Source organism: Pseudoalteromonas sp. T1lg48, assembly GCF_002964785.1.
In the GTDB taxonomy this organism is placed as follows: Bacteria; Pseudomonadota; Gammaproteobacteria; order Enterobacterales; family Alteromonadaceae; genus Pseudoalteromonas.
The window spans coordinates 396,841-421,034 of sequence record NZ_PQCC01000022.1 but is presented as its reverse complement, the minus strand read 5'-3'; the positions used below and the strand labels follow the sequence as shown (position 1 = coordinate 421,034).

General features: G+C 51.3%; 19 protein-coding genes and 4 tRNA genes. 19 read left to right on the top strand and 4 right to left on the bottom strand.

The features are described 5' to 3' along the window. Window positions 1–74: 74 nt before the first annotated feature. Complete coding sequence (locus C2M29_RS15635; protein WP_105190663.1) at window positions 75–1,031, bottom strand: methylenetetrahydrofolate reductase; 957 nt, start codon at window positions 1,029–1,031, stop codon at window positions 75–77. A gap of 267 nt (window positions 1,032–1,298) precedes the next feature. Here C2M29_RS15635 and C2M29_RS15630 point away from each other — a divergent pair, with 267 nt between their 5' ends. Then, window positions 1,299–4,172: a M16 family metallopeptidase gene (locus C2M29_RS15630; protein ID WP_105190662.1), complete on the top strand. Its 2,874-nt coding sequence runs from the start codon at window positions 1,299–1,301 to the stop codon at window positions 4,170–4,172. Window positions 4,173–4,224: 52 nt separating this feature from the next. Here the strand turns inward: C2M29_RS15630 and srmB are convergent, their stop codons facing one another. Further along, window positions 4,225–5,457 (bottom strand): ATP-dependent RNA helicase SrmB, encoded by a 1,233-nt coding sequence (gene srmB / locus C2M29_RS15625; RefSeq protein ID WP_105190661.1) that lies wholly within the window; start codon window positions 5,455–5,457, stop codon window positions 4,225–4,227. 38 nt (window positions 5,458–5,495) lie between these two features. Here srmB and C2M29_RS15620 point away from each other — a divergent pair, with 38 nt between their 5' ends. Further along, a complete protein-coding gene (locus C2M29_RS15620; RefSeq protein ID WP_325050608.1) occupies window positions 5,496–6,221 on the top strand; it encodes a tRNA1(Val) (adenine(37)-N6)-methyltransferase in 726 nt (241 codons plus the stop codon). Window positions 6,222–6,226: 5 nt separating this feature from the next. Here the strand turns inward: C2M29_RS15620 and fldB are convergent, their stop codons facing one another. Then, a complete protein-coding gene (fldB, locus tag C2M29_RS15615; RefSeq protein WP_105190660.1) occupies window positions 6,227–6,745 on the bottom strand; it encodes a flavodoxin FldB in 519 nt (172 codons plus the stop codon). Window positions 6,746–6,836: 91 nt separating this feature from the next. On the opposite strand from fldB, the gene xerD reads away from it, so the two are divergent. The 17 genes from xerD (at window position 6,837) to C2M29_RS15530 (ending at window position 23,137) form a co-directional block, all read left to right on the top strand. Continuing rightward, the gene (gene xerD / locus C2M29_RS15610) at window positions 6,837–7,751 is read left to right on the top strand and encodes a site-specific tyrosine recombinase XerD (RefSeq protein ID WP_105190659.1); all 915 of its coding nucleotides are present in this window, start codon (window positions 6,837–6,839) and stop codon (window positions 7,749–7,751) included. A gap of 99 nt (window positions 7,752–7,850) precedes the next feature. After that, window positions 7,851–8,588 (top strand): bifunctional protein-disulfide isomerase/oxidoreductase DsbC, encoded by a 738-nt coding sequence (dsbC, locus tag C2M29_RS15605; RefSeq protein WP_105190658.1) that lies wholly within the window; start codon window positions 7,851–7,853, stop codon window positions 8,586–8,588. Between the two features lie 89 nt (window positions 8,589–8,677). Next, window positions 8,678–10,411 carry a single-stranded-DNA-specific exonuclease RecJ gene (recJ, locus tag C2M29_RS15600; RefSeq protein WP_233998448.1) on the top strand — a complete coding sequence of 578 codons (1,734 nt, stop codon included), beginning with the start codon at window positions 8,678–8,680 and terminating at the stop codon, window positions 10,409–10,411. Between the two features lie 147 nt (window positions 10,412–10,558). Then, a protein-coding gene (gene prfB / locus C2M29_RS15595; RefSeq protein WP_105190657.1) for a peptide chain release factor 2 occupies window positions 10,559–11,657 on the top strand; the annotation gives its coding sequence in 2 pieces (ribosomal slippage) (window positions 10,559–10,633 and window positions 10,635–11,657; 1,098 coding nt in all). A gap of 28 nt (window positions 11,658–11,685) precedes the next feature. Continuing rightward, the gene (lysS, locus tag C2M29_RS15590) at window positions 11,686–13,221 is read left to right on the top strand and encodes a lysine--tRNA ligase (protein ID WP_105190656.1); all 1,536 of its coding nucleotides are present in this window, start codon (window positions 11,686–11,688) and stop codon (window positions 13,219–13,221) included. A 357-nt stretch (window positions 13,222–13,578) separates the two neighbouring features. Then, window positions 13,579–13,767: a hypothetical protein gene (locus tag C2M29_RS15585; protein WP_105190655.1), complete on the top strand. Its 189-nt coding sequence runs from the start codon at window positions 13,579–13,581 to the stop codon at window positions 13,765–13,767. 176 nt (window positions 13,768–13,943) lie between these two features. Continuing rightward, window positions 13,944–14,036, top strand: a tRNA-Ser gene (locus C2M29_RS15580). A gap of 37 nt (window positions 14,037–14,073) precedes the next feature. Then, window positions 14,074–14,150: transfer RNA gene (locus C2M29_RS15575), tRNA-Arg, on the top strand. Window positions 14,151–14,197: 47 nt separating this feature from the next. Next, window positions 14,198–14,274, top strand: a tRNA-Arg gene (locus C2M29_RS15570). A 43-nt stretch (window positions 14,275–14,317) separates the two neighbouring features. Continuing rightward, window positions 14,318–14,394: transfer RNA gene (locus C2M29_RS15565), tRNA-Arg, on the top strand. A 662-nt stretch (window positions 14,395–15,056) separates the two neighbouring features. Further along, window positions 15,057–15,467: a hypothetical protein gene (locus tag C2M29_RS15560; RefSeq protein WP_105190654.1), complete on the top strand. Its 411-nt coding sequence runs from the start codon at window positions 15,057–15,059 to the stop codon at window positions 15,465–15,467. A gap of 850 nt (window positions 15,468–16,317) precedes the next feature. Next, window positions 16,318–17,733: an SH3 domain-containing protein gene (locus tag C2M29_RS15555; protein ID WP_105190653.1), complete on the top strand. Its 1,416-nt coding sequence runs from the start codon at window positions 16,318–16,320 to the stop codon at window positions 17,731–17,733. Then, the gene (locus C2M29_RS15550) at window positions 17,730–18,491 is read left to right on the top strand and encodes a L,D-transpeptidase family protein (RefSeq protein WP_105190652.1); all 762 of its coding nucleotides are present in this window, start codon (window positions 17,730–17,732) and stop codon (window positions 18,489–18,491) included. The genes C2M29_RS15555 and C2M29_RS15550 overlap by 4 nt, the downstream gene beginning before the upstream one ends. Before the next feature lie 2 nt (window positions 18,492–18,493). Then, a complete protein-coding gene (locus C2M29_RS15545; protein WP_105190690.1) occupies window positions 18,494–20,164 on the top strand; it encodes a sodium:solute symporter in 1,671 nt (556 codons plus the stop codon). Further along, window positions 20,157–21,014: a BadF/BadG/BcrA/BcrD ATPase family protein gene (locus tag C2M29_RS15540; protein WP_105190651.1), complete on the top strand. Its 858-nt coding sequence runs from the start codon at window positions 20,157–20,159 to the stop codon at window positions 21,012–21,014. Before C2M29_RS15545 ends, C2M29_RS15540 begins: the two co-directional genes overlap by 8 nt. Before the next feature lie 16 nt (window positions 21,015–21,030). After that, window positions 21,031–21,975 carry an N-acetylmuramic acid 6-phosphate etherase gene (gene murQ, locus C2M29_RS15535; protein WP_105190650.1) on the top strand — a complete coding sequence of 315 codons (945 nt, stop codon included), beginning with the start codon at window positions 21,031–21,033 and terminating at the stop codon, window positions 21,973–21,975. Continuing rightward, window positions 21,968–23,137, top strand: a complete 1,170-nt coding sequence (locus C2M29_RS15530) for an exo-beta-N-acetylmuramidase NamZ family protein (RefSeq protein WP_105190649.1) — start codon at window positions 21,968–21,970, stop codon at window positions 23,135–23,137. The genes murQ and C2M29_RS15530 overlap by 8 nt, the downstream gene beginning before the upstream one ends. Window positions 23,138–23,201: 64 nt before the next feature. Here the strand turns inward: C2M29_RS15530 and C2M29_RS15525 are convergent, their stop codons facing one another. Continuing rightward, window positions 23,202–24,047, bottom strand: coding sequence for a MurR/RpiR family transcriptional regulator (locus C2M29_RS15525; RefSeq protein WP_105190648.1), 846 nt, complete (start codon window positions 24,045–24,047; stop codon window positions 23,202–23,204). Window positions 24,048–24,194 lie beyond the last annotated feature (147 nt).

Genomic DNA, 24,194 nt, shown 5'->3' with positions numbered 1-24,194 from the left:
ATCTTTGACCCAGCGCCACCATATGTGGTGGCGCAAAAGTTAAGCAAAAGAATGATGGGTAAATCGATAGACGTTTAAGCGATAAGGCGCTCGGCCAGACTTAACTCCATGGTCGCTTTAAGCAGGCGATAAAGGTTAATCGACGCATCGATCTCTTCTTTACGATTGGTTAAAGACTCGATGTTTAACCCCAACGGCACCTCTAAATGAGCACAGCTACGCAGAATTAAATCCAGGTTCTCACGGCAAATACGCACCGACTCACTTAAGGTGTTGTCAGCATCGAGCATGCGCCACTTGGTTGCCTCGGGTACGGAAATGCCCAGCCACTGCATAAAGTCCAGGGTGGTTTCACCACCGCAGGGTGTAAAGGTGAGGATAATACGCTGCGGCGTCAGACCTTGCTGGCGACAGCTGCGGGCATAGCTGGTGATCAAGTCTATGGTCGCCTGGGCGTTGTAGACCGCTTGCGAGATGAAAAACTTACAACCTTGGTCCGTTTTCGTCAGCAAACGCTCGTGCTCATTACCCTTGCTGGCATGGCGCTCGGCTATGGTGACGCCACCCAAAAAGAAATCGTGGTCGTGCTCACCCAGGTGTGTATACGCATCATTTAGGCTTAGTTTTACGTCACCCGTTGACGATGGGCTACCGACCAATACCAGGTTATTGAGGTTATATTGCTCGCTGGTCGTATCTAACCACTGGTTAAATTCGCCAGCGCTGCGCTGCGCCACACTTTTATAGGTGATCACGTCCAGCTGCGACAAACGACGCAGCAAGCCACTGTAGTGGCGCGGATCGATGGTTTCCTTAAAGGGGAAGGGGCGGGGCACATTGGTGCGACTGCTTTCGTCCTGAATATCGTAAACCACCACGCCGTCATACTCGATTTCGTGTAAGCGGCCCAGTAGCTTTTCGGCAATGGCTTGCAGTTTAGTATCGTCGGTGCCCGTCTTTGGTGGCGTGGTGCCGATAAGGTACACCCCTTGACGGGGGTCTTCTATTTTCTCTTGCAGTGTTAGCGCCATGATCCTCATTCCCATATGCGGCTGATGGGAATAACTATAACAGCCATTTAGACGTCTATACAGCCCTTTCTAGTGAAACTTACTCAAGGGTGTTGAGTTCAATTCAAGTTGAACCTCTGCAAGCAGGGTCGTAAAACCCCTTGTAACGCCCCTTTGACACATTTGTTTACAGCAAAATCGGGTGTCGATTACGCGCAGTGAGTGAATTTATTGCATAATGGATTGGATCAAAAATCAGATAACAATCAGATAACACAAGGTAGGAAGATGAAACTATCGGTCATTGCTTCGGGTATCGCGCTGGCGCTGACGCTAGGCGGATGTCAAAGCACACAGACAACGCAAACAAGTGCTGCAGTTGAAACGGCACAGCAAAACAATAAAGTATTTGCCCAGGACTATGTATTAGAAGAGCTAGACAATGGTCTGCGGGTCATGGTGGTTAAAACCGATTACCCAGATGTGGTCTCGCTACAGATCCCGGTTTCGGTAGGCTCGCGCAACGAAGTAGAGGAAGGTAAAACCGGCTTTGCCCACTTTTTCGAGCACATGATGTTCAAAGGCTCGGAAAAATTCCCGGAAGATGTGTATGCCGATATCATGAAAAACTCAGGCGTAGATAACCGTGCCTACACCACCAATGACTACACCAACTATCACCTTAATTTTTCCAAGCAGCATTTAGACAAGGTGCTGGAGGTGAAAGCCGATGTATTTCAAAACCTCAGCTACACCGAAGAGCAGTTCCGCACCGAGGCGCTGACGGTGAAGGGCGAATACCTAAAAAACAATGCCAGCCCTATTCGTAAGCTACTGGCCGCGGTGCGCAAAGAAGCGTTCGACAAGCACACCTATGAGCACACCACCATGGGCTTCTTCGAAGACATCGAAGCCATGCCGGACCAAAGCGAGTACGGGCAAACCTTCTTTAAGCGCTTCTATAAGCCCGAGTACGTTTCCTTGGTGATCGTCGGCGACGTAGACCCCAAAGAAACCATTGAAATGGTGAAAAAGCACTGGGGTAACTGGCAGCGTGGTGACTATCAGGCGGATATTCCGGTAGAGCCGAAACAAGCTGCGCCACGTTATGTGCATGAGCAGTACGAAGGCTTACCGGGGCACTGGCTGCTGGTTTCGTATAAGGGCACCGAGTGGAACCCAAATACCAAGGACCGCGCCGCGTTGGACCTGTTGTCACAACTTTATTTCTCTGAAAACTCGGAGCTATACCAGCAGTTGGTGGTTGAAAAGCAAATAGCTTCGCAAATGTTTACCTACAACCCGGAAACAAAAGATCCGGGCCTGTTGCATGTGTTCGTTAAGGTTGATGACGAAGAAAACCTTGCCGTAGTGCGTGATGCCATTAACCAAACCTATGCCAAAGCGCGCACCGAGTTGGTGGATGAAGGCAAACTGGCGGCGTTGAAATCAAACGCTAAATACAGTTTTATCAATAGCCTGGATTCATCACAGGCCATCGCCTCGACGCTGGCCAACTATATGCACTTTGAGCGTGACCCAGAGGTGATCAATGCCCTTTACCAAAGTGCCGACAGCGTCAGTGCCGAAGACATTCGCGCCATCGCCAATAAGTACTTTACCGATAGCAGCCGCACCACGGTTACCATGTCGGCCAAGGACAAGGTCGCCGGCTTTGATACCGAAGTGCAGCTCGATGCCTTGGTAACCGAGATCAATAACAAGCCAAGCGAGCAATTCTTTAGCGTACTGGATAAAACCAACAGCTCCCCTCTGGTTGACGTAAACTGGTTGTTCTACACCGGTGCAGCGGCGGATCCTGAAGGTAAAAAAGGTGTGGCAGCACTCACAGCTGCGATGCTGGCCAAAGGCGGCAGCCAGTCGATGAGCTACAAGGAAATTCAAAAAGCCCTTTACCCGATTGCCGGCAGTTTTTCTTATCAAATCGATAAGGAAATGATCTCGCTACGTGGTCGCATTCATAAGGACAACGCCGAGCAATGGTATGAGCTTGTCAGCGACCAACTACTTGATCCAGGCTTCCGCGAAGACGATTTTGCCCGCTTAAAGAAAGAGTTGATCGACGGCATCAAGTCGGGTCTAAAAGCCTCTAACGATGAAGAGCTGGGTAAAGAGGTACTCTACGCCGAGCTGTATCACGGTCACCCTTATGGGGCCTACAACTACGGTGACTTGTCTGACTTAGAAGCCTTGACCCTGGATGATGTCAAAGCCTTCTATGGTGCAAACTTTACCCAGCGTAATTTGCACCTGGGTCTGATCGGTGCTGTGCCTGAAAAGGTGAAGGCGCAAATGATGACCGACCTGCAATCATTGCCAGCGGGCGAGCAAGCGCGTTTGGATATTCCGGATGCGCCAGCACTTGAGGGCCATCACGCTACCATCATCGAAAAGAACGCCAAATCCACGGCGGTGTCATTCGGCTTCCCAATCGAAACCACGCGTTCGAGCAAAGACTGGACGGCGCTGTGGTTGGTACGTTCCTTCCTTGGTGAGCACCGTAACTCCAATGCCAAATTATTTGAGCGTATTCGCCAAGTACGCGGCATGAACTACGGTGATTATGCCTATATCGAATACTTCCCACGAGGCATGTTCCAAACCAAGCCGGATGCCAACCTGGGTCGTTCCGAGCAAATCTTCCAGGTCTGGTTGCGTCCGCTGCGCTCGAACAACGATGCCCACTTTGCAACGCGCACGGCACTGTTCGAGCTGGATAAGCTAATCAATCAGGGCATGAGTGAGGAAGACTTCATCGCTACCCGTAACTTCCTGGTTAACTTTGTGCCGCAGCTGGTGGCGAGCCAAAATCGTCAGCTCGGTTATGCCTTGGATAGCCAATTCTACGGTATCGATAACTTTGCCGACACCGTGCGTTCGCAGCTTGAAACGCTTACGGTGGCAGATGTGAACCGCGTTATTCGTGAAAACCTGCAAACCGATAATATTCATTATGTGTTTGTCAGTGGCGATGGCGAAGACATGAAGGCGCGTTTAGCGAACGAGCAGGTATCACCGCTTAAGTACAACACCGAAAAACCTGCCGAGCTGGTGGCCGAAGATAAGCAAATCGAAAGCTACAAGCTGGCCATCCCGAGCAGCAATATCAAGGTTGTGGCTTTGGAAGACGTGTTTAAGTAAGTAGAACCGAGACAGCAAAAAGCCGCTCAATCGAGCGGCTTTTTTTTATGGGTTATTTCTTTTTTGCCTTGGCCTTGGCTTTTTTGCGTTTGGCTTTCATTTTTTCCGGATCTTTTTTCTTCTTCGGCGGCAGCTTGGCTTCTTTGTGCTGTGGCTCCAGGCCTTTAATCTTACGGCGCTTTAATACCTGATCGGTGTAGCGCTCAATTTTACCTACCATGGCTACTTCATGGGCTTCAACCAGGGAAATGGCGGTGCCTTTTTTACCGGCGCGGGCGGTACGGCCAATGCGGTGTACATACACATCGGCGCTGCGCGGCATATCGAAGTTGAACACATGGCTGATGTCGTTAACGTCGATACCACGAGCGGCGACATCGGTGGCAATCAAGATCTTAGTGCGGCCACTGTGGAAGCTGGCCATCGCCGCCATACGTTTATCCTGCGGCATTTCACCGCGCAACCAGGTGGTTTTAATGTCATGAGTGAAAAGCTCGCCAACCAGTGTCTCTAAACGCTCACGGGTTTTAACGAAGACAATGGCCTTTTCAACATCTTCTTGCTGCAGCAAGTGCACCAGAAGCTTAAGCTTATGGTCGTAATCATCGGCCAGATGCACCCATTGCAAAATCTTGCCGCGTTCACGACGTGAAGGCGAAGCCTCAAGCTGGGCGGGCTCGTTTAAGATGCGCTCGGAGAACTTGGCTACGCTGTCGCCCTCGAGAGTGGCAGAGAAGAGCATACATTGACGGCGGTTTTTCGCTTCCTCACAAATGCGCAGCATTTCTTTACGGAAACCCATGTCCAGCATGCGGTCTGCTTCGTCCAAAATAAGCAATTCGACGTCTTCGGCATGGAAGTTTTCTGTGTCCAGGTATTCCATCAAGCGCCCGGGGGTCGCGATCAGGATATCGTTATTCTTTTCAAAAATTTCTTTATGCGTGCCGTAGTTGATACCGCCGGTCACCACCCCGATTTTTAGGTGGGTTTGCGCCGCCAGCTTCTCGCATTGTTCATGCACCTGGTAGGCCAGCTCACGGGTCGGCGTCATGATCAAGACGCGGGCGAATCCCGGGTTACGGCGCGGGTGATCCAACAGGTATTGAATGGCTGGGATCAAAAATGCCGCTGTTTTGCCGGTGCCGGTTGGGGCGCAGGCAAGGACATCGCGTCCTTCCAGGGCATCTGGAATAGCCAGTTCCTGAATGCTGGTGGGCTTAGTAAAACCTAGGCTGTCAATGGCGTTGAGTAGCGCGGTATCAAGATCAAAATCGGCAAATTGCATAAAGGAGTCAAAATGAAGGACAATTAGGGCAATTATACGTGGCACATGCGCAAACACAAAGGTCTAAAGTGGCAGGTTTTCAGTTTAAACAATTTTCTATCGCTCAATGCAGCACCGCCATGAAGGTTTCCACCGATGGCATTATGCTCGGGGCCTGGTCCAAGCTGGGTTCGGCTCAACATGTATTGGATGTGGGCACAGGCACCGCATTGCTGGCGCTGATGTGTAAACAACGCGCACCTTCCGCCAGGGTGCAAGCCATAGATATAGAGCCGGATGCCGTTGCTCAAGCGAAGAGCAATGTGGCGGCAAGCCCCTGGACGGATATTGAAGTCACATTGGCAGATGCGCAGCATTTTGACAGTGAGCGTAAGTTTGATCTACTGATCAGTAACCCGCCGTATTTCGATAATGCCTTAAAGGCGCAAGACAACAAACGCAACCTTGCGCGTCATACCGACAGTTTGCCGTTTTCGGCGCTGATCGATTTATGGCAAAGGGTGGGCCATGCCAACAGTGAATTGGCGGTGATCCTTCCTTGCGAGCAGGGGCAACACTTGGTGCAATTGGTTGAGCAGGCGGGTGGGCATTTACGGCGATTATGCGAGGTAAAAAGCACCGAACGTAAAGCGGTCAGTCGTTGGCTGATGCAATTTAGCTGGCACGCGGGTGAGTCTAAGCGAGAGCTGCTAGTGATCCACGCAGGCGACGACTACAGTGAGGGCTATCGACGCCTTTGCCGTGAATTTTATTTACGTTTCTAATGTACTTATAGCTCGGCGTATTCGGTCATGATCTGCTCCACCCAGTTGGTAATGCGATCATCGCTTTTTTCATACTGGCTGTCTTCGTCAAGGGCCAGGCCTACGAAGTGTGACCCATCTTCGGTAAGCGCTTTAGACGCTTCGAACTCATACTCATCGCTGTTAGGCCAGTAACCGATAAATTGCACCCCTTGCGGCGCGATTTCATCATGAAGCATGCCAAGGGCATCTTGGAACCACTGGCCATAGCCTTGTTGGTCACCCATGCCGAACAGGGCAATGACCTTACCCGTCAGGTTGACGTCTTTAATGTCGTCCCAGTGCGATTCCCAGTCTTCTTGAATTTCACCGAAGTCCCAGGTGGAAATGCCAAACATGACAAAATCATAGTTTTCGGCCGTTTTCAGCGCTTCATCTTTAATATTGAAGAGATCAACAACGTCGGCACCGATAATATCGCGGATTTTTTCTGCCGCTATTTCCGTGTAGCAGGTGGTCGAGCCGTAAAATAAACCAATCTTCATCGTTATCACATCGCTTGCCATTGATAGGGCGAAGTCTAACGTATCGTGCCCCGAGTATCTATCTGATATGATGCAATTAATATAAATCTTTATGGCCATTGACGTGAGTAAGCAGCCGCCACACCCGGATAACCTAGAGCATATTGAGCAGTTTTTGGATGCGCTGTTTCTTGAAAGCGGGGCCAGCGACAATACCTTGTCCGCCTATCGCACCGACTTGAAAAAGTTCAGTGACTTTATTGCCCCCCGGGCGCTGCTGGATGTGGATACCCAGGAGGTGGAGCAATACCTGGCCTATCGGGTTGACCTGGGGTTAAGCCCGCGCAGCACGGCGCGCAGTATCAGTGCCTTAAAGCGTTTTTACCAGCATCAAATCACAGACAAACGCCTGACCCGCTCACCTCTGGAGACCATTAGCCGGCCCAAGGCCATGCAGGCACTGCCGAAAACCCTGAGCGAGGCCAATGTTGAAGCCCTATTGGCGGCGCCCGATTGCGAGGATGCCATGGGGCTGCGCGACAGAGCCATGTTAGAGCTGCTTTATGCCACCGGACTGCGCGTCAGTGAACTTATCGGCCTGCGCCTGGAGCATGTCAATCAGAACCAGGCGGTGGTCTTTGTTAAGGGCAAGGGTGGTAAAGAGCGCTTGGTGCCCATGGGCGAAGAGGCCCTTGACTGGCTGGCGCGCTATATGAAATTTGCGCGCCCGGCATTGATAAAACACGCCACGGATTTTGTGTTTGTATCGAAACGAGGGATCGGCATGACGCGGCAAACCTTTTGGCATCGCATCAAACACTATGCTATGTTGGCGAACATTAAATCAGATCTGTCGCCGCATACCCTGCGTCATGCCTTTGCAACTCACTTGCTTAATCATGGTGCCGACTTGCGTGTAGTGCAGATGATGCTGGGTCACAGCGATTTGTCGACCACACAGATATATACGCATGTGGCCAACGAAAGACTAAAATTAGTGCATCAAACTCATCACCCCCGAGCTTAGCTATCAAGCTTAGGACTAGGTCGTAAAGCTTAGGGCGTGAATTTTATCGCTGATTCACGGTCTAGGTAGTATGACTAGAAGTTTTTAGAGACATATATTATGAAAAATTTATTTATCGCACTGGCCTTGGCCGGTGTTAGTGCGGCTACTAGCGTCAATGTTTCGGCGGCGCAACCGGTGGCTGAAGGTAACAGTGCAGTGAAAGCCCAGTTTGCCCAATTGGGTCTGAATGCCAAGAAAGTAAATACTACGCCTCTGGCCGGTGTGGTTGAGGTGATCACCAATCGCGGCGTATTCTATGCCAGTGAAGACGGTCGCTACCTGGTTCAAGGCACTCTGATTGACTTAAAAAATAAAGAAAACCTGACAGAGGCCGCGTTAAGCGACGTGCGTCTTGAAGGAGTGGAGCAATACAAGGACTCGATGATCGTCTATAAGGCCGACAAAGAAAAAGGCAAGATCACCGTGTTTACCGATATCACCTGTGGTTACTGTCGTAAGCTACACCGGGAGCTAGACGATTACCTAGATGCGGGTATCACAGTTCAGTATTTGGCCTTCCCTCGTGGCGGCATGGGCTCTCAGGGTTATACGGATCTAATGAACGTATGGTGTGCCAAGGATCAGCAACAAGCACTGACCGATGCTAAAGCCGGCTCCAAGCCAGAAGAGGTGGCGCAGTGTAATGCCCCGGTGGCGGAGCATTATCAGCTAGGACAAAGCTTTGGTATCAGCGGTACACCGGCGATTATTTTGTCTGACGGCAGCATGATCCCTGGTTATCAACCGGCAGCGGCTATTAGCGTCGCCATTGACCAGATAAAATCTAAATCTTAATCGGATTACAGCTAGGCCTGTAAGCTAAGGTGCTTTGTGCCCTTAGCCGCAGGCCTGTTTTTTTGCCTTTAGAAACATGGAGTCGAGCCTTGCAGGCGCAAACTACCATTACCGCTCGTCAGCGCGTGGATGATTCCCACCTAAGCGCTCAATTACACCCAGTTATTCGTCAACTCTATGCGGCCCGGGGGGTCAGCGACCCGGCTCAAATCGATAACAGTGTCAGCACCTTGCATGATTTTCGTCTCTTTCGCGATATCGACAAAGCCGCCGCACTGCTGTTAGAGAGCCTGAAAAAACAAGAAAAGGTACTTATTGTTGGTGACTTCGACGCCGACGGTGCCACCAGTACCGCAACCCTGATGCAGGGTCTGCAGATGTTTGGCTTTACCCGGCTTGATTACCTGGTGCCCGACCGTTTTAATTTTGGTTATGGACTCAGTGTCGAGCTGGCCGAGCATATAATTGCCCTGGCACCGGATCTAGTGATCACCGTCGACAGCGGCATTTCCTGCATTAACGGTATTGCGCGAGTTAAAGAAGCGGGCATTAAGGTGCTGGTCACCGACCACCACCTCCAGGGTGAGCGTCTGCCCAACGCCGACGCCATAGTGAACCCTAATCGTCATGATTGTCAGTTTCCATCCAAGTCCATCGCCGGTGTCGGCGTTGCATTTTATCTGTTGATTGCCTTTCGCCATGCGCTGCGTGAGGCGAATTGGTTTGCAAAGCAGGGTCAGGCAGAGCCTAACCTGGGGAACTTGCTGGATTTGGTGGCGCTGGGCACGGTGGCCGATGTCGTGGCGCTGGATGCCAACAATCGCACCCTGGTGCATCAGGGTCTGGCGCGCATTCGCAGTGGCCGCACCCGTCCGGGTATCGATGCCCTGATTGAGGTGGCCAGACGTAACCGCGCTCGCCTTAGTGCCAGCGATTTTGGTTTTGCCTTAGCGCCCCGTCTGAATGCTGCCGGGCGTTTGGACGATATGAGTTTAGGCATCGCCTGCTTATTGGCGCCGGAGCTCAATCAGGCTCGGCGTATTGCCGGTGAGCTCGATGCCCTTAACGCCGAGCGTAAAGAAATAGAGCAGGGCATGCAGCAAGAAGCGCAGGCGGCACTGAGCAGGCTCTCTTTGGGCTCTAACGAGGTTCCTGACGCCCTGTGTTTGTACCAGCAAGACTGGCACCAAGGCGTGATAGGGATTCTTGCCGGGCGTTTAAAAGAGCAGCACCACAGACCCACCGCTATCTTTGCCGCCGGGGACAATGGTCATCTCAAGGGCTCATGTCGTTCCATCGAAGGAGTGCATATGCGCGATGTGCTGGCGCACCTCGATGCCCAGCATCCGGGGCTGATCATCAAGTTTGGTGGTCATGCCATGGCCGCCGGATTGAGCATAGAAGAGGCCCGCTTTGGTGAATTTCAACGGGCGTTTGTCGAGGAAGTGGCCAAGCAGCTCACCGAAGAAGCCAAGGAGTGCGTATTGCTCACCGATGGCGAGCTGCCGGCGGATTGTTTCACCCTCGACTTTGCCGAACTACTGCGCCAGGCAGGTCCCTTTGGCCAGCACTTTCCCGAGCCTGTGTTTGAGCACACCTTTGAGCTGTTGCAACAAAGGGTGGTGGGCGACAAGCACCTGAAGCTGGTGCTGCGCCATCAAAGTGGCAGGGTTATTGACGCCATCGCCTTTAATATTGATGTGCGTGCCTGGCCCGATGCTCAGGTACGTCATGTGCACCTGGCCTATCAGCTCGATATCAATGAGTTTCGTGGCCAGTTCTCGCTGCAATTAATCGTGCGGGAAATGCAAAAACGCGGCTGATCACACGGCCCTAACCAGGGCCAATAAAATTGTACTAATTCGTATAAAAGCGCTAATAAATTCGACAATTATTTGTTAAAATCGAGCGCTTTTATTGACGCGCCAATTTTATGCGGGCGTGAGTCTATTTTTTGCGGAGTAACATGCATGTTTGAAGTGAATCCTGTGATTAACCAAATCAAGGAAATTCGCGAACGTACTGAGCTTCTTCGGGGGTATCTTTGACTATGCTCACAAGAAAGAGCGTTTAGAAGAGGTCAATGCCGAACTTGAAGATCCTGCGGTGTGGAATGAGCCGGAGCGCGCTCAGGCCCTAGGTAAAGAAAAGTCGAGCCTGGAAGCCATAGTGGAAACCATCGAGAAGCTCGATGGCGGTACCGAGGACGTTGAAGGTCTGGTGGAGTTAGCGGTTGAAGCCGAAGACGAAGAAACCTTTGCCGAAGCGCAAGCCGAGCTTGCAGATCTTAACGCTCACCTGGAGCAGTTGGAGTTCCGCCGTATGTTTAGCGGCGCCCAGGATGCCAATGATGCCTATCTGGACCTGCAGGCCGGTTCCGGCGGCACCGAGGCACAAGACTGGTGTAACATGTTACTGCGTATGTACTTACGCTGGGCCGAAGCGAAAGGCTTTAAGGCCGAGATAGTAGAAGCGACCGACGGCGATGTGGCCGGTATCAAGGGCGCCACGGTGAAGATCAGTGGTGAATATGCCTATGGTTGGCTGCGCACAGAGACCGGCGTACACCGTTTGGTGCGTAAGAGTCCGTTCGACTCCGGTGGTCGCCGCCATACCTCGTTTGCCTCGGCATTCGTTTACCCAGAGATCGATGACAACATTGAGATCGATATTAACCCGGCCGATTTGCGTATCGATGTATACCGTGCATCGGGTGCCGGTGGTCAGCACGTTAACCGTACCGAATCTGCGGTGCGTATTACGCACTTGCCGACCAATACCGTGGTGCAGTGTCAGAATGACCGCTCGCAGCACAAAAACAAAGACCAGGCGATGAAACAGCTTAAAGCCAAGTTGTTTGAGCTTGAGTTGCAAAAGCAAAATGCCGAGAAGCAAGCGCAGGAAGATGCCAAATCAGACATTGGCTGGGGTTCACAAATTCGCTCCTATGTCCTTGATGATTCGCGTATTAAAGACCTGCGCACCGGAGTTGAGAACCGCAATACCCAAGCCGTATTAGACGGTGATCTCGACAAGTTTATTGAAGCAAGCCTGAAATCAGGGCTGTAATTTAACGCCAAATTAATAGAGCTAGAAAATGACAGATCAAAACCAAGACGAAAACAAATTAATTGCAGAGCGTCGCGCCAAGCTCGACGCTATTCGCGAAAATTGTAGTGCAAACGGCCACCCGAATACGTTCCGCCGAAAACACTACACAGCTGATCTTCAAGCAGAATTTGGTGATAAATCGAAAGAAGAGCTGGTAGAGCTAGACCATCAGGTTGCCGTTGCCGGTCGTATTCTTGCCAAGCGTGGTCCTTTCCTTGTACTACAAGATATGAAAGGCCGCATCCAGGCATATGCTTCAAAAGACGTACAAAAAGACCTGAAAGAAAAGTATGGTCAGCTTGATATCGGCGACATCATTGGCGTATCTGGTCCGCTGCATAAATCGGGTAAGGGTGACCTTTACGTCGACATGCACGAGTATGAGCTGCTGACCAAGTCACTGCGTCCGTTGCCAGAAAAGTTCCACGGCCTGTCGGACCAAGAAACCAAGTACCGTCAGCGTTATGTGGATCTGATCACCAACATGGATACCCGCGAGACCTTTCGTATTCGCTCTAAGGTGATCGAAGGTATTCGTCGTTTCCTTGCTGAGCGCGACTTTATGGAAGTGGAAACGCCTATGCTGCAGGTTATTCCTGGCGGTGCATCGGCACGTCCATTCGTAACCCACCATAATGCCCTGGACATCGATATGTATCTGCGTATCGCTCCTGAGCTTTACTTGAAGCGTTTAGTGGTGGGCGGTTTTGACCGTGTATTCGAGATCAACCGCAACTTCCGTAACGAAGGTCTGTCAACGCGCCACAACCCAGAATTCACCATGATTGAATTCTACCAAGCGTACGCGGATTACAATGACCTGATGAACATCACAGAAGACATGCTACGTACGGTGGCACAAGATGTGTTGGGCACAACAACGATTGTAAACACCACGAAGAATGCCGATGGCGAAGTAGTTGATAGCGTAGAATACGATTTCGGTCAGCCGTTCACCCGCTTGAGCATGGCCGATGCCATCATGAAGTACAACCCAGAGTTCGATGCGGCGGTATTTGCCGACCCTGAGAATCACATGGAACAGCTGATTGCGTACGCTAAGCAAGTACACGTGAAGATCCCTGAAAACTGCGTATGGGGTGCGGGCAAGTACATGTGTGAAATCTTCGAAGAGACGGCTGAGCACAAACTGATTCAACCGACCTTTATCACCGAGTACCCGTGGGAAGTATCACCACTTGCACGTCGTAACGACGAAAACCCATTCGTAACCGATCGTTTCGAGTTCTTCGTCGGCGGTCGTGAGCTGGCAAACGGTTTCTCGGAGTTGAACGACGCCGAAGACCAGGCGGCGCGTTTTGCCCGTCAGGTAGAAGAAAAAGATGCCGGTGACGACGAAGCCATGCACTTCGATGACGATTATATCCGTGCCTTGGAATTCGGTTTACCACCGACGGCGGGTGAGGGTATCGGTATTGACCGTCTGGTGATGTTGTTCACCGACTCACCGACGATTAAAGACGTGATCTTGTTCCCGCATATGCGTCCACAGCAAGACTAAGTAAGAACGTCTAACCCTTAAAAACGCGGCCTTGGCCGCGTTTTTTGTATTTATACCAATTCACATTTATTCAGTGCTATATCTGAGCACTTAGTTAACAGAATTGGTATTAGCTTGTGCGAGATATCGCAAAAAGCACCTCGTTAAGGCCTAAAATTCCGCTCTGACACTCATGTATAAATACTTATCTTTTTGATTTATAAGATATTTTATTTTTATTTGTAAAAATTAGTGCTTTTATCCTAGCTGCGCACCAAGATGTAATGCACTACAATTTTCAGCCATTACCGCAGTGCTTAGGATTTGCCTGGGGGATTGGCAAGAAAGTGCAGAAAAACAATAATGGGGATGAATGTAATGGATTACGAAGAGTTTTTGCCGGAAATACCCAAGGATGACAAGCGGGCCGCCTATTATCGCGCCTGTATTATCGAATTTGAGCGCCAGGGTTACCGTGACCAAATCTTGAGTGAGCTGGATAGCGCCCTGGATGGCAAGGGAAAAACACATGCTCTTCCTTTGCTGGTAGGCGGCAGCGGCGCATAATCTCCTAAGCCTGTTAGGGGCGGGCAAAAGAATAAAAGTAGCGAGATAATGGCCCATTGAGGCCATTTTTTATGCCATAAATAGCCAGCTGCGCAATCTCTGAGCAGATAGGCTGATTTTCATAGAAAAGTGTTTGACATATTTGCTCAAGCCTTTATTATACGCCCCACAAAGACGGAGAGGTGGCCGAGTGGCTGAAGGCGCGCCCCTGCTAAGGGTGTATAGGGTTTGTAGCCCTATCGAGGGTTCGAATCCCTCCTTCTCCGCCATTTATTTTTAAATGGTATTGTTTTTGTATTTAGATATGGACGCATAGCTCAGCTGGATAGAGTACCTGGCTACGAACCAGGCGGTCGGAGGTTCGAATCCTCCTGCGTCCGCCATCTTTCTTCAAGATGGTCTATTATCTAAAGTCACTTTTTTATGAAACGGACGCATAGCTCAGCTGGATAGAGTACCTGGCTACGAACCAGGCGGTCGGAGGTTCGAATCCTCCTGCGTCCGCCATAATTCAAGTGACAAATTCGAACCTAAGGTTCAAGAACATAACGGACGCATAGCTCAGCTGGATAGAGTACCTGGCTACGAACCAGGCGGTCGGAGGTTCGAATCCTCCTGCGTCCGCCACTTCTTTTTAAGAAGTGAGAAGAAACCAACGAAAGTTGGTTTTTTTGTTTCTGCACTTCAATAACTCTTCTTTTATCTCAAAATTACCTTTTTTAAAGATTGTTGAAAGCATGCTTCTTGGTGCACAAGAGCATTGGTTTTCAATTTGAGATCTTGTCGCGTTGGGCGACGAGTGACCGAAGGGGGAGTTCATAACCATCGTGCATATAATTCGTCCATGAAGCTGGGTTCCTGTCGGCGTCCCCGTTCCTCACAGAGCTCGTCACCTTCAAGCGGCGAGAGTGAAACTATTCACTCTCTTGTTTCCGCTTTCAGCCTGCCTCGGTAAACCTAACTCGATGTCCCTATCTCGTTGTCACAAGCACACTCAGCAACAAAAACTGAGATCGAAAGCGCGAATCTAAACGGGAAGTGTGATACCTGTGAGTTTGGATGTGTACGATAGGCTGCTGGTACTAAACGTGTATAGCGAGCCAAGCGAGGCTCGAATAAGTGAAGGCATGTTTCTTTGGCTTCTTTCTTGATTGCTTGTGGGAATAACACCTGATAACTTTTTGCTATTATTAAATAAAAATTTTATTAGTGGGAAAAGGTGAGGTCGTGGATAACTTCCTTAACCGGGAATTCGCACTAATATACTGTTAGGCATACAAGGAGAGCGTGTGGAAAATTTGAAAAATGGATTCTTATGGGGATTGGGATTTGGCTTATCAATAACTATCATCATCCTAATTGCTCAATATTTAAATCCCAATGAATATGAGAAAATGCAGGATTATACTCCTACAAAAATCGAAAGTTTCAAAGTCATAAGTAAAGTTAGTCGAGTTGAAGGTTCTAACTTTATTATCGCTGGTGAGTATAAAGTTACTGGTAGCCCCGAATTTGAAAGGTATAGAGTTGATGCTGTCATTCGTAACGAAAAAGGTATATTCCAACAACAATGTAGTTCTGATGTTGATAACCATAGTGTCGAAGCAGAAAAAAACTTTACAAAAGTAATTGTGTGTCGAGATTTTTCAGATGTTGACTCAGCTTCATCAATAGAAATAAATTTGTTCGGTTTAAAGTAATGCCTAACAAGAGCATCAAGTAATGGGACTGCTAATTGTTGGCTCGGTTCCACTTCGTTTCACATTTTAGCCAACAATAATCAGCCCCTTATGCGGGCGTTAAAGTCCGCTTTTTGTACTAAATGACATAACAGATTGCGATAACTTTTCTGCAGAGCGCTGGTGTATCAGCCTTATCCCCTTACATTGCATCCGAAACGGGGTGCGAGAAGAGTAATCGCCCGCTGGGATGGCGGGCGAAAACATGCCCATGGCATGGCTAAAAGCGGAAACTAGGGAGTGAACAATTTCACTCCCGCCGCTTGAAGGCGACGAGCTCTGCGAGGAGAGGGGCCGCCCTGTGCATGTTGGTTACGTTCATTTCTCAAAGCGCGTTGAGGAAATAATGCAATGTTGGGGCGCCTTGGGGTTCTTAGGGGCGACGAGTGACCGAAGCACCGCTTCGCAGCGCGAGGAGGTGGAGGCATGGCTGAAAGCGGAAACAAGAGAGTGAATAGTTTCACTCTCGCCGCTTGAAGGTGACGAGCTCTGTGAGGAACGGGGACGCCGACAGGAACCCTGCTTCATGGATGAATTATTAGCACTATTCTTCCTATTTCCTCTAAGTCGTAGTCGGCGGCCCGACAAGATCTCTCTTTTATAACCAGTGTTGCCGTAAGGCACTGACCTAAAAATGCCTCAAGGCATTCGCCTGTTGTTGATTTTAATAAAATATTCCCAACAAATATTCACCTTGAAATATTTGTTTCCCCTGCGACTATACAGTAATCTCATGTATTAAAACCTGGTGACAAAGACCTGCGACTTAACGCCAAAGACTTAGCGTCGAAGGCGAAGGGGAGAGACAATAATGAACAACAAAGCCCAATCTATTCTCAGTGCAGCCATTTCGGCGGCCTTGCTGCTGTGCAGTCACGGTCTGGCATACGCTCAGCAAACGGCGCCCTTTGTCAGCGATGTGCCTTTGGTTCAGCCGGCCATGCTCTCTCCGGCTTTTTGGTTAAAACAGCAGGCGGATAATGCGCCGCTGATGAGTGAGCGGCAAATCCAGGCCTTTAACCGCAAACTGATTGCCAATAATCCCTATGTCACAGACCCTCTGATCTATGCGGATGAGCTCACCCGTGACCAGCTGATCCAACATCTGCAAAAAGCCAGTTCGACTCCTTCCAGTCCGCGTTTCTATACAGATGGCCGCCAACTCACAGACGAGGACTTTGCGCGCTATCACACCAACACCAATAAAGCCCATGTGCAGGACAAGAATAAAGTGCGCTTTGGCATGGTGGTTGAGCGCACGTCGCTACGCACCTTTCCCACCGATGACCGGGTGTTAAACGCGGAAATGGATGCGGATTTGGATCGTTTCCAGGAAAGTGGCGCCTTCCCCGGTGAGGCGGTGGCGGTGCTGCATGAAAGCGCGGATGGGCTCTGGTATCTGGTGGCCGCCTACAACTACACCGCCTGGGTGAAAAAGTCGGCCATCGCCTTGGGGGATAAAGATACCATTGTCGATTATATGCAGGCCAAGGACTTCATCATTGTCAGCGGCGATAAGGTGGACACTAGCTTCGTGCCCAATAAACCACGGGTTTCAGAGGTGCAATTGGATATGGGCGTGCGTTTGACGCTGATGCCACAAGAGAACATTGAGCACCTGACTCACGGCCAGAACAGTTTTGCCAGCTATATCGTCAAGCTGCCGGTGCGCAATGGGGACGGCTCCCTGGCCTTTGAGAAGGCGCTGTTACCGCGCTCCAGCGATGTTAGCGTTGGCTATTTGCCGCTTACCCGGCATAACCTTATCGCTCAGGGGTTTAAGTTTTTAGGCGAGCGTTATGGCTGGGGGCACGATTACAATGCCCGGGATTGCACCGGCTTTGTCGGCGAGATTTATAAAACCTTTGGCGTGATGATGCCGCGTAATTCTTCATGGCAGGGCAAGGGAGACTATGGTTATAACTGGCGCTTCGAGGCCGATGCCACGCTGGAGCAAAAGCAGCAGGTGCTGGCACAGATGCAGGTGGGCGACCTTATTTATATTCCTGGCCATGTGATGATGTATATCGGTGATTATCAAGGCCAGCCCTATGTGATCCATGATGTAAAAGGGCTTGGTTACTTAAAGGAGGATGGCGCTTTTTACGATGGTGAGCTTAACGGCGTGTCCGTGACGCCCTTGTTGCCGCTGTATTTAAACGCCGATACCTCCTACTTAGATAAAACCTATGCTATTAAACGTATCGCCCCGGGCGGTGCACAATGAAGCCGTTTAAAAACTTTATGTTGCTGCTAGGGGCAAGCCTACTGTGCGCTAGCGTGCAAGCTAGGCCGATAGAAAAAGAAAACCGGCAACTGGTTGTGGTGGTAACCGACTCCTGGACAGATATTCAAGGTGAAATGACCTTATTCGAGCGCGATGAAGACAATCAATGGCAAGCAATGAGTGAACCCAGCGCCGTGGTGATTGGCCGCACTGGATTAGCTTGGGGGATTGGTTTACACGAGCACCAGCAAGGCCTGCAGAAGGTTGAGGGAGATGGCAAGGCGCCCGCCGGGGTATTTCGCTTAGGGAATGCCTTTGGTTATTTGCAGACGCTCGTCACCGGCCTGGATTATCACCCTATGGATGCGGGGGATTACTGCATCGATGTTAACGGCTCACCCTATTACAATCAGTTGGTCAACACCAAGGTGGTGGGTGAAACGGCGGTAGAAGGCTCATCCGAGGCCATGCGCCGCGATATTCACAGCCAGGACGACTTATATAAAAAGGGCATACTGGTTGCCCATAACCCGGAGAATATAAGCGGTGCCGGCAGCTGTATTTTTCTGCACTTGTGGCGCGCCGCGGATAAGCCCACGGCGGGGTGCACCGCCATGGCAGAGGCGGATATGGATGCCCTGTTGCGTTGGCTGGATAAAGACAAACAACCCCTGATGGTGATTTTGCCGCGCATGGAATATGCGCTAAAGCAAGCGCCCTGGCATCTGCCGCCCTTAGATAAGAACAAGGCGGGCTAATGATAAACGCACATTATGAAGCGCTTGACTGGCTGGTATTCGGCGCCTATGCCCTGCTCATCGCACTCACAGCCTGGTGGTTTAACCGCAAAAAGGCTAACACCTCGGCGGAGTATTTTCTCGGTGGCAATGCCATGCCGACCTGGATGGTGGCTGTGTCTGTGCTGGCCACCTCGCAATCGGCGGCCACCTTTATCGGTGGCCCGGATCAAGGCTATCAGGGAGATTTGTCCTATTTAGCCACCAACATAGGCGCCTTTATTGCGGCCCTGGTGGTGGCGCAGGTGCTTATTCCGCGCTTTTATCAATATCGTGTCTATACCGTTTACGAGTTGCTGGAGCAGCAGGTGGGCCCCAAGGCCAAACGCCGTGCCGGCCTGATGTATTTGTTCGGGCGGGTGTTTGCCAGCGGCGCGCGCCTGTATATGGCCGCCATTGCCGTGGCCATGATCCTCTATGGCAATATCGCCCCCAGCAGCGTGATTATGGCCACCCTGGTGTTGGTGGTTATTGGCCTTGCCTACAGTATTTTTGGTGGCATTCGTACCGTCATCTATTCCGATGTGATCCAGTGCTTGGTGTACACCAGTGCCGCTGTGTGTGTGATTGTCAGTTTATGGCTGGCTATTCCCGCCGATTTTTCAACCATTATCGAGGCGCTGCAAAATCCAGGGCCGGAGCAGGGCTCCAAGTTGGCCCTGTTTAAATTTGACCTGGATTTTTCCGCCGCCGGGGTGTTTAACATGGCGTCGGTACTGACCGGCTTTGTGCTGTTAAACATTGCCGCCTTCGGTCTGGATCAGGACATGACGCAGCGGGTGCTGACCTGTAAAGACGCGCGCTCCGGCAGTCGTGCCATTATGCTTTCCATCGCCATGGTGATCCCCGTGATGTTCTTGTTTATTGTCATTGGCCTGCTTTTATTTGTGTTTTATCAGCGCCCCGACATCATGCTGGGAGCCACCGAATGGGTTGCCGGAGGGGCCGTTGCCGGGGCCAATGTCGGGCAATTCCAGGGCGAAAAAATCACCGTCTTTATGCACTATGTTCTCAACGAAACTCCCGCAGGAGTAAAGGGCCTGGTGACCATAGGCATTATTGCCGCCGCTATTTCCACCTTGAACTCAGGGCTTAGCTCCATGGCCTCCGTGGTGGTGCAGGATATCTACCGGCCCTGGCATGAAAAGCGTCAGCGCCAGCAGGGTGACGCACGAAAAGAAGACCATCATTATGTGCTGGTGGGGCGCTTTGCCATGTTGGGTGTGTCGTTGGCACTGGGCTCCATGGCCATTCTATGTTACTTCTGGCAGCAATATTCGCAGATGCCGCTGTTGAAGTTTGCCCTGAGCGTCATGGTGTTCTCCTACTCTGGCCTGCTGGGGGTGTACTTCACCAGTTTATTCCTGGGCCGCGGCAGCGAAGCGTCGGTGCTCGCAGCCCTTATTGTCGGCTTTGTGGCCACCCTGTTAATGCAACCCTATGTGCAAGCAATGCTGTTGCCGAGCCCGTGGCAGTTTAACCTAGGTTTTACCTGGCAGCTGTGTGTCGGCACCGCGTTAGCCACCCTGGTCTGTGCCCTGGGTCGCAAGCCTGAAGCGGCAGGTCAGGCATTGAGCGCGGCGACTAATCAATCAACCAATAACCCCATCAATCACGAGGTGCGTCATGGCTAACTGGGTGTTGGCCATCGACGGTGGTGGCACAAAAACGGCACTGCGCCTGTACGACGCAAGTGGTCGTGTGGTGCAGGAGCAAAGGGGGCAGGGCTCGTCACTGGGTCATGATCTGCAACAGGGCTGTGATGCCCTGTGCGCGCAGGTGGAAACCATACTTAACGGTGCGGGCATATTAGCGCATCGGATCAATTGCGTCGCCGGTGTTGCCGGTGCCGGGAATCCGTATAATCAACAGCAACTAGTCAGCCGTTTACAGGCACTTGGTTTGGCTCGGGTCGAGGTATTCAGCGACGCTATAACCTCCGCCTATGGCGCCAATTTAGGCGCTCCGGTTGCTTGTGTTGCCCTTGGTACCGGCAGCGTGGGCACTCGCTTGCTGGCCGGTGGCAGCACACACCTGGTCGGAGGCTGGGGTTTTACCCTGGGAGATGAAGGCGGTGGTGCACGCTTAGGTGCCATGCTGGTGCAGGCCCTGATGCAGGTAATCGATAGGCAGCAGGAACTCAGTCCCTTGCTTGAGGGGGTAGCCCAAAGAGTCGGACGCAACCGCGCGGCGCTCAGTGGCTGGCTAAGCGCCGCCAGGGTGCAGGACTTTGCTGGCCTGAGTGAGCAGGTGTGGCCCCATCAAGGGCAATGTGCTCTTGCCGAGGCAATACTGCAACACCATGCCGAAGCGGTGGAGCAACTGATCCGCGATACCCGCGGAGATTATGATTTGCCGGTGGTATTGTTGGGTGGATTAGCCGACAATACGGCCCCATTATTGGCACCCTGGTGTCAGACCCTAATGCAGCGCGCCCGAGGCACGGCTCTGGATGGCGCCTATTTGCTGGCATTAAAAAATTAATAATTGGAATAAGTACATGAGTTTACAAAGTGACCATAACTCAAAGTTATTGAGGGAGTTAAATACCATAGTCTCTGAGGGGCAAAATCCTCAAACCTTGGATATTGACTTATTACCTACCGAGGCCATTCTGCGTAAACTTAATGACGAAGATCAAAAGGTTGCCCCTGCACTCAGGGAGATTATTGCCGATATCGCCAAGGCGGTCGATGCCATAGTGGCGGCCTTCAGTAAGGGCGGGCGTTTAATCTATATCGGCGCCGGAACCAGTGGCCGTTTAGGGGTGCTGGATGCCGCCGAATGTCCGCCCACCTTTAGTGTTGCACCCGGTCAAGTCGTCGGCATTATCGCCGGCGGTGAGCGTGCCATTCAAAAGGCGGTGGAAGGGGCCGAAGACAATGCCGCTATGGCCATTGAAGACCTAAAGTCACATAACCTTAGTGCCGATGATGTGGTAGTGGGGATTGCCGCCAGTGGCCGCACACCCTATGTGGTATCGGCGCTCAAATACGCTCGCCAGCAAGGCTGTGTTACCGTCGGCATTAGTTGCTCGCCAAACTCCGCGGTGCTTAATGCCGCAGATATTCCATTGGCAGCCGTGGTTGGCCCCGAAGCGCTGACCGGCTCGACCCGTTTAAAATCCGGCACGGCACAGAAACTGGTGCTGAATATGCTCAGCACCGCCAGCATGATCCGCTCAGGCAAGGTCTATCGCAACCTGATGGTGGATGTGAATGCCAGTAACGATAAACTCAAGGCCCGTGCTGTGCGTATCGTGATGCAGGCCACCGAGTGCTCTGAGCAGGAGGCCGTCGAGGCGCTGGCGCAGAGTGAGCAAAGTGCCAAACTGGCGATTTTAATGTTACTGACCGGTAAAACCGCGAGTGAGGGCAAGGCCTTACTGGATAACAACAAGGGCTTTTTACGCTCGGCGGTGCAAGAGGCCGACGGCGATGCTTAAGCGTCTGGGTTTATTAACTGTCTTCTTTTTGCTTTGTTTGACCGCGTTCGGCGTGCAGGCTCAACAGAGCGAGCTTCAAGTCGGCGCCAGCCGCTTTGAACAATACCTGCCCTTGCTCAAAGGTAAGCGCGTTGGCCTGGTAGTCAACCAAACCTCTACCGTGGGCGGCACTCACCTGGTGGATGCCTTGCTGGCAAAACAGGTTAAGGTCACCACTATTTTCGCTCCGGAGCACGGTTTTCGCGGCAATCAGGATGCCGGCGCTCATATCAGCTCGGGAGTTGATGCAAAAACCGGCCTGCCCATCGTCTCCATCTATGGTAAAAACAAACAGCCCAGCGAAGAGGCGATGAGCCAGGTCGATGTGGTGCTCTTCGATATTCAAGATGTGGGTGTGCGCTTTTATACTTACATTAGCTCCATGCACTATATGATGCAGGCCAGCGCCGCGGCCAAGGCAGAATTTATCGTGCTTGATAGACCCAACCCCAATATCGCCTATGTCGACGGGCCGATACTGGAGCCGCAATTTCGCTCCTTTGTTGGCATGCACCCTATCCCCGTGCTGCATGGCATGACGGTAGGCGAATTGGCACAGATGATAGTCGGCGAAAACTGGCTCGATGAAGGAATGAATCCCGAGCTGACGGTGGTCCCCGTGGCGAATTACTCTCGGGATATGCGCTATTCTCTGCCCATTAAACCCAGCCCTAACCTGCCCAACGATCAAGCCATAGGTCTGTATCCGTCATTGTGCTTCTTTGAGGCAACACCGGTCAGTATTGGTCGTGGCACGGACTTTCCGTTTCAGGTGTTAGGTCATGACAAGGTGGCTCTGGGCGAGTTTACCTTCTCTCCACGCTCCATTGTTGGCGCGGCCAGCTCCCCTAAACTGGAAGGCCTAATTGCCAAGGGCTTGGACCTGCGTCAAAGCCAGGTCAGGGGGCTGGATTTAGGCTGGCTGATCAGCGCTTATGAGCGTTTTGTCGAGCAGGACGAGGCGTTTTTTACCAGTGCCGGGTTTATGGATAAGCTCGCCGGAACCGATGCTTTGCGCTTGGCAATTGAGTCTGGTCAAAGCGAGGCCGAGATTAGAAAGAGCTGGCAAGCTGGCCTGGATGCCTTTAAAGCGGCGCGGCAAAAATACTTGCTGTATCCTTAGTACGCAATGCAGAGATAATAAAAAGGGCCCAACCGGGCCCTTTTTAATTTAAACACGTTTGCGATTAATTTTCGCGGAACGCCTTCACTACATCATTGGAGTGTTCCAGCAACTTACGTCGCGGGCGCGTCGCCTGAGTAAGGGCAATAAAGAGAATATCGATCACAAAGTCTTGCGCCGTGCGCGCCAGAATTGAGCTTAGGCGAATAGATTCTTCCTCGGCCACCGAGTAGAGGTTAACCGAAGCACAATCCGCCACCGGACTGGAGCCAAATTTGGTCACCGCAATCACAGGGCAATGATTCTGCTGTGCCTGACGCGCCGCTTCCGCTACCTCTCTGGTTTTTCCCGATTCACTGATGGCAATCACCAGATCGTCCTTGCCCAGGGTGGACACATAGGCCAGCTGGGCATGACCATCCGCTTCGGCGATGGCGGCTATGCCTAACTTTTGCAGCTTATAGGCTAAGTCTTTGGCTACCAGGGCCGAGCCACCCAAACCGCAAATGGCGACGCGACGGGCATTTTTAAGTAAAACCACGGCCTGCTCGACGGCTTCGGCTTCGTTGAGGTTTTTAGTCTCGGTAAGAACCGCCATCTTGCTGCTTAACAGCTTCTCGGCAATTTGTTCTAGGCTATCATTAAGGGTGATCTTACCGTGCAGCTTAGGAGCGGGAGATTCCGAGTTGAGGGCGTCAATAACCGCCAGCTTAAAGGCGGGGAAGCCCTTATAACCCAGTTTTTGGGCAAACTTAACCACGCTCGATTGGCTGACCCCCACCACCTTGGCCAACTCGATGGAGGAGAGATCGCGAATGGCATTCGCACTGTTCAGCGTAAAATCGGCCAGTTTTGCTTCGCTACTGGAAAAGGACTTACGCAGTGCTCTAATTTTTACAAATGTCGACATAAGAAGTTACTTAATATTGTTAGGTTTCTCTGTCTTATGGATACCTTTTATCGCTTGGTACACATGTTAACAACGACGTAATGGCAAAGTTTAACTCAATATTCCAAATAAAAGGAATAAAAAATTTTTATCATTACGGCATTGGCG

Coding starts and splice junctions, on each gene's coding strand:
- C2M29_RS15635 (WP_105190663.1), bottom strand. CDS start 1,031: ATGGCGCTAACACTGCAAGAGAAAATAGAAGACCCCCGTCAAGGGGTG.
- C2M29_RS15525 (WP_105190648.1), bottom strand. CDS start 24,047: ATGTCGACATTTGTAAAAATTAGAGCACTGCGTAAGTCCTTTTCCAGT.
- lysS (WP_105190656.1), top strand. CDS start 11,686: ATGACAGATCAAAACCAAGACGAAAACAAATTAATTGCAGAGCGTCGC.
- srmB (WP_105190661.1), bottom strand. CDS start 5,457: ATGCAATTTGCCGATTTTGATCTTGATACCGCGCTACTCAACGCCATT.
- C2M29_RS15555 (WP_105190653.1), top strand. CDS start 16,318: ATGAACAACAAAGCCCAATCTATTCTCAGTGCAGCCATTTCGGCGGCC.
- xerD (WP_105190659.1), top strand. CDS start 6,837: ATGGCCATTGACGTGAGTAAGCAGCCGCCACACCCGGATAACCTAGAG.
- C2M29_RS15530 (WP_105190649.1), top strand. CDS start 21,968: ATGCTTAAGCGTCTGGGTTTATTAACTGTCTTCTTTTTGCTTTGTTTG.
- C2M29_RS15585 (WP_105190655.1), top strand. CDS start 13,579: ATGGATTACGAAGAGTTTTTGCCGGAAATACCCAAGGATGACAAGCGG.
- dsbC (WP_105190658.1), top strand. CDS start 7,851: ATGAAAAATTTATTTATCGCACTGGCCTTGGCCGGTGTTAGTGCGGCT.
- C2M29_RS15630 (WP_105190662.1), top strand. CDS start 1,299: ATGAAACTATCGGTCATTGCTTCGGGTATCGCGCTGGCGCTGACGCTA.
- murQ (WP_105190650.1), top strand. CDS start 21,031: ATGAGTTTACAAAGTGACCATAACTCAAAGTTATTGAGGGAGTTAAAT.
- fldB (WP_105190660.1), bottom strand. CDS start 6,745: ATGAAGATTGGTTTATTTTACGGCTCGACCACCTGCTACACGGAAATA.
- C2M29_RS15540 (WP_105190651.1), top strand. CDS start 20,157: ATGGCTAACTGGGTGTTGGCCATCGACGGTGGTGGCACAAAAACGGCA.
- C2M29_RS15550 (WP_105190652.1), top strand. CDS start 17,730: ATGAAGCCGTTTAAAAACTTTATGTTGCTGCTAGGGGCAAGCCTACTG.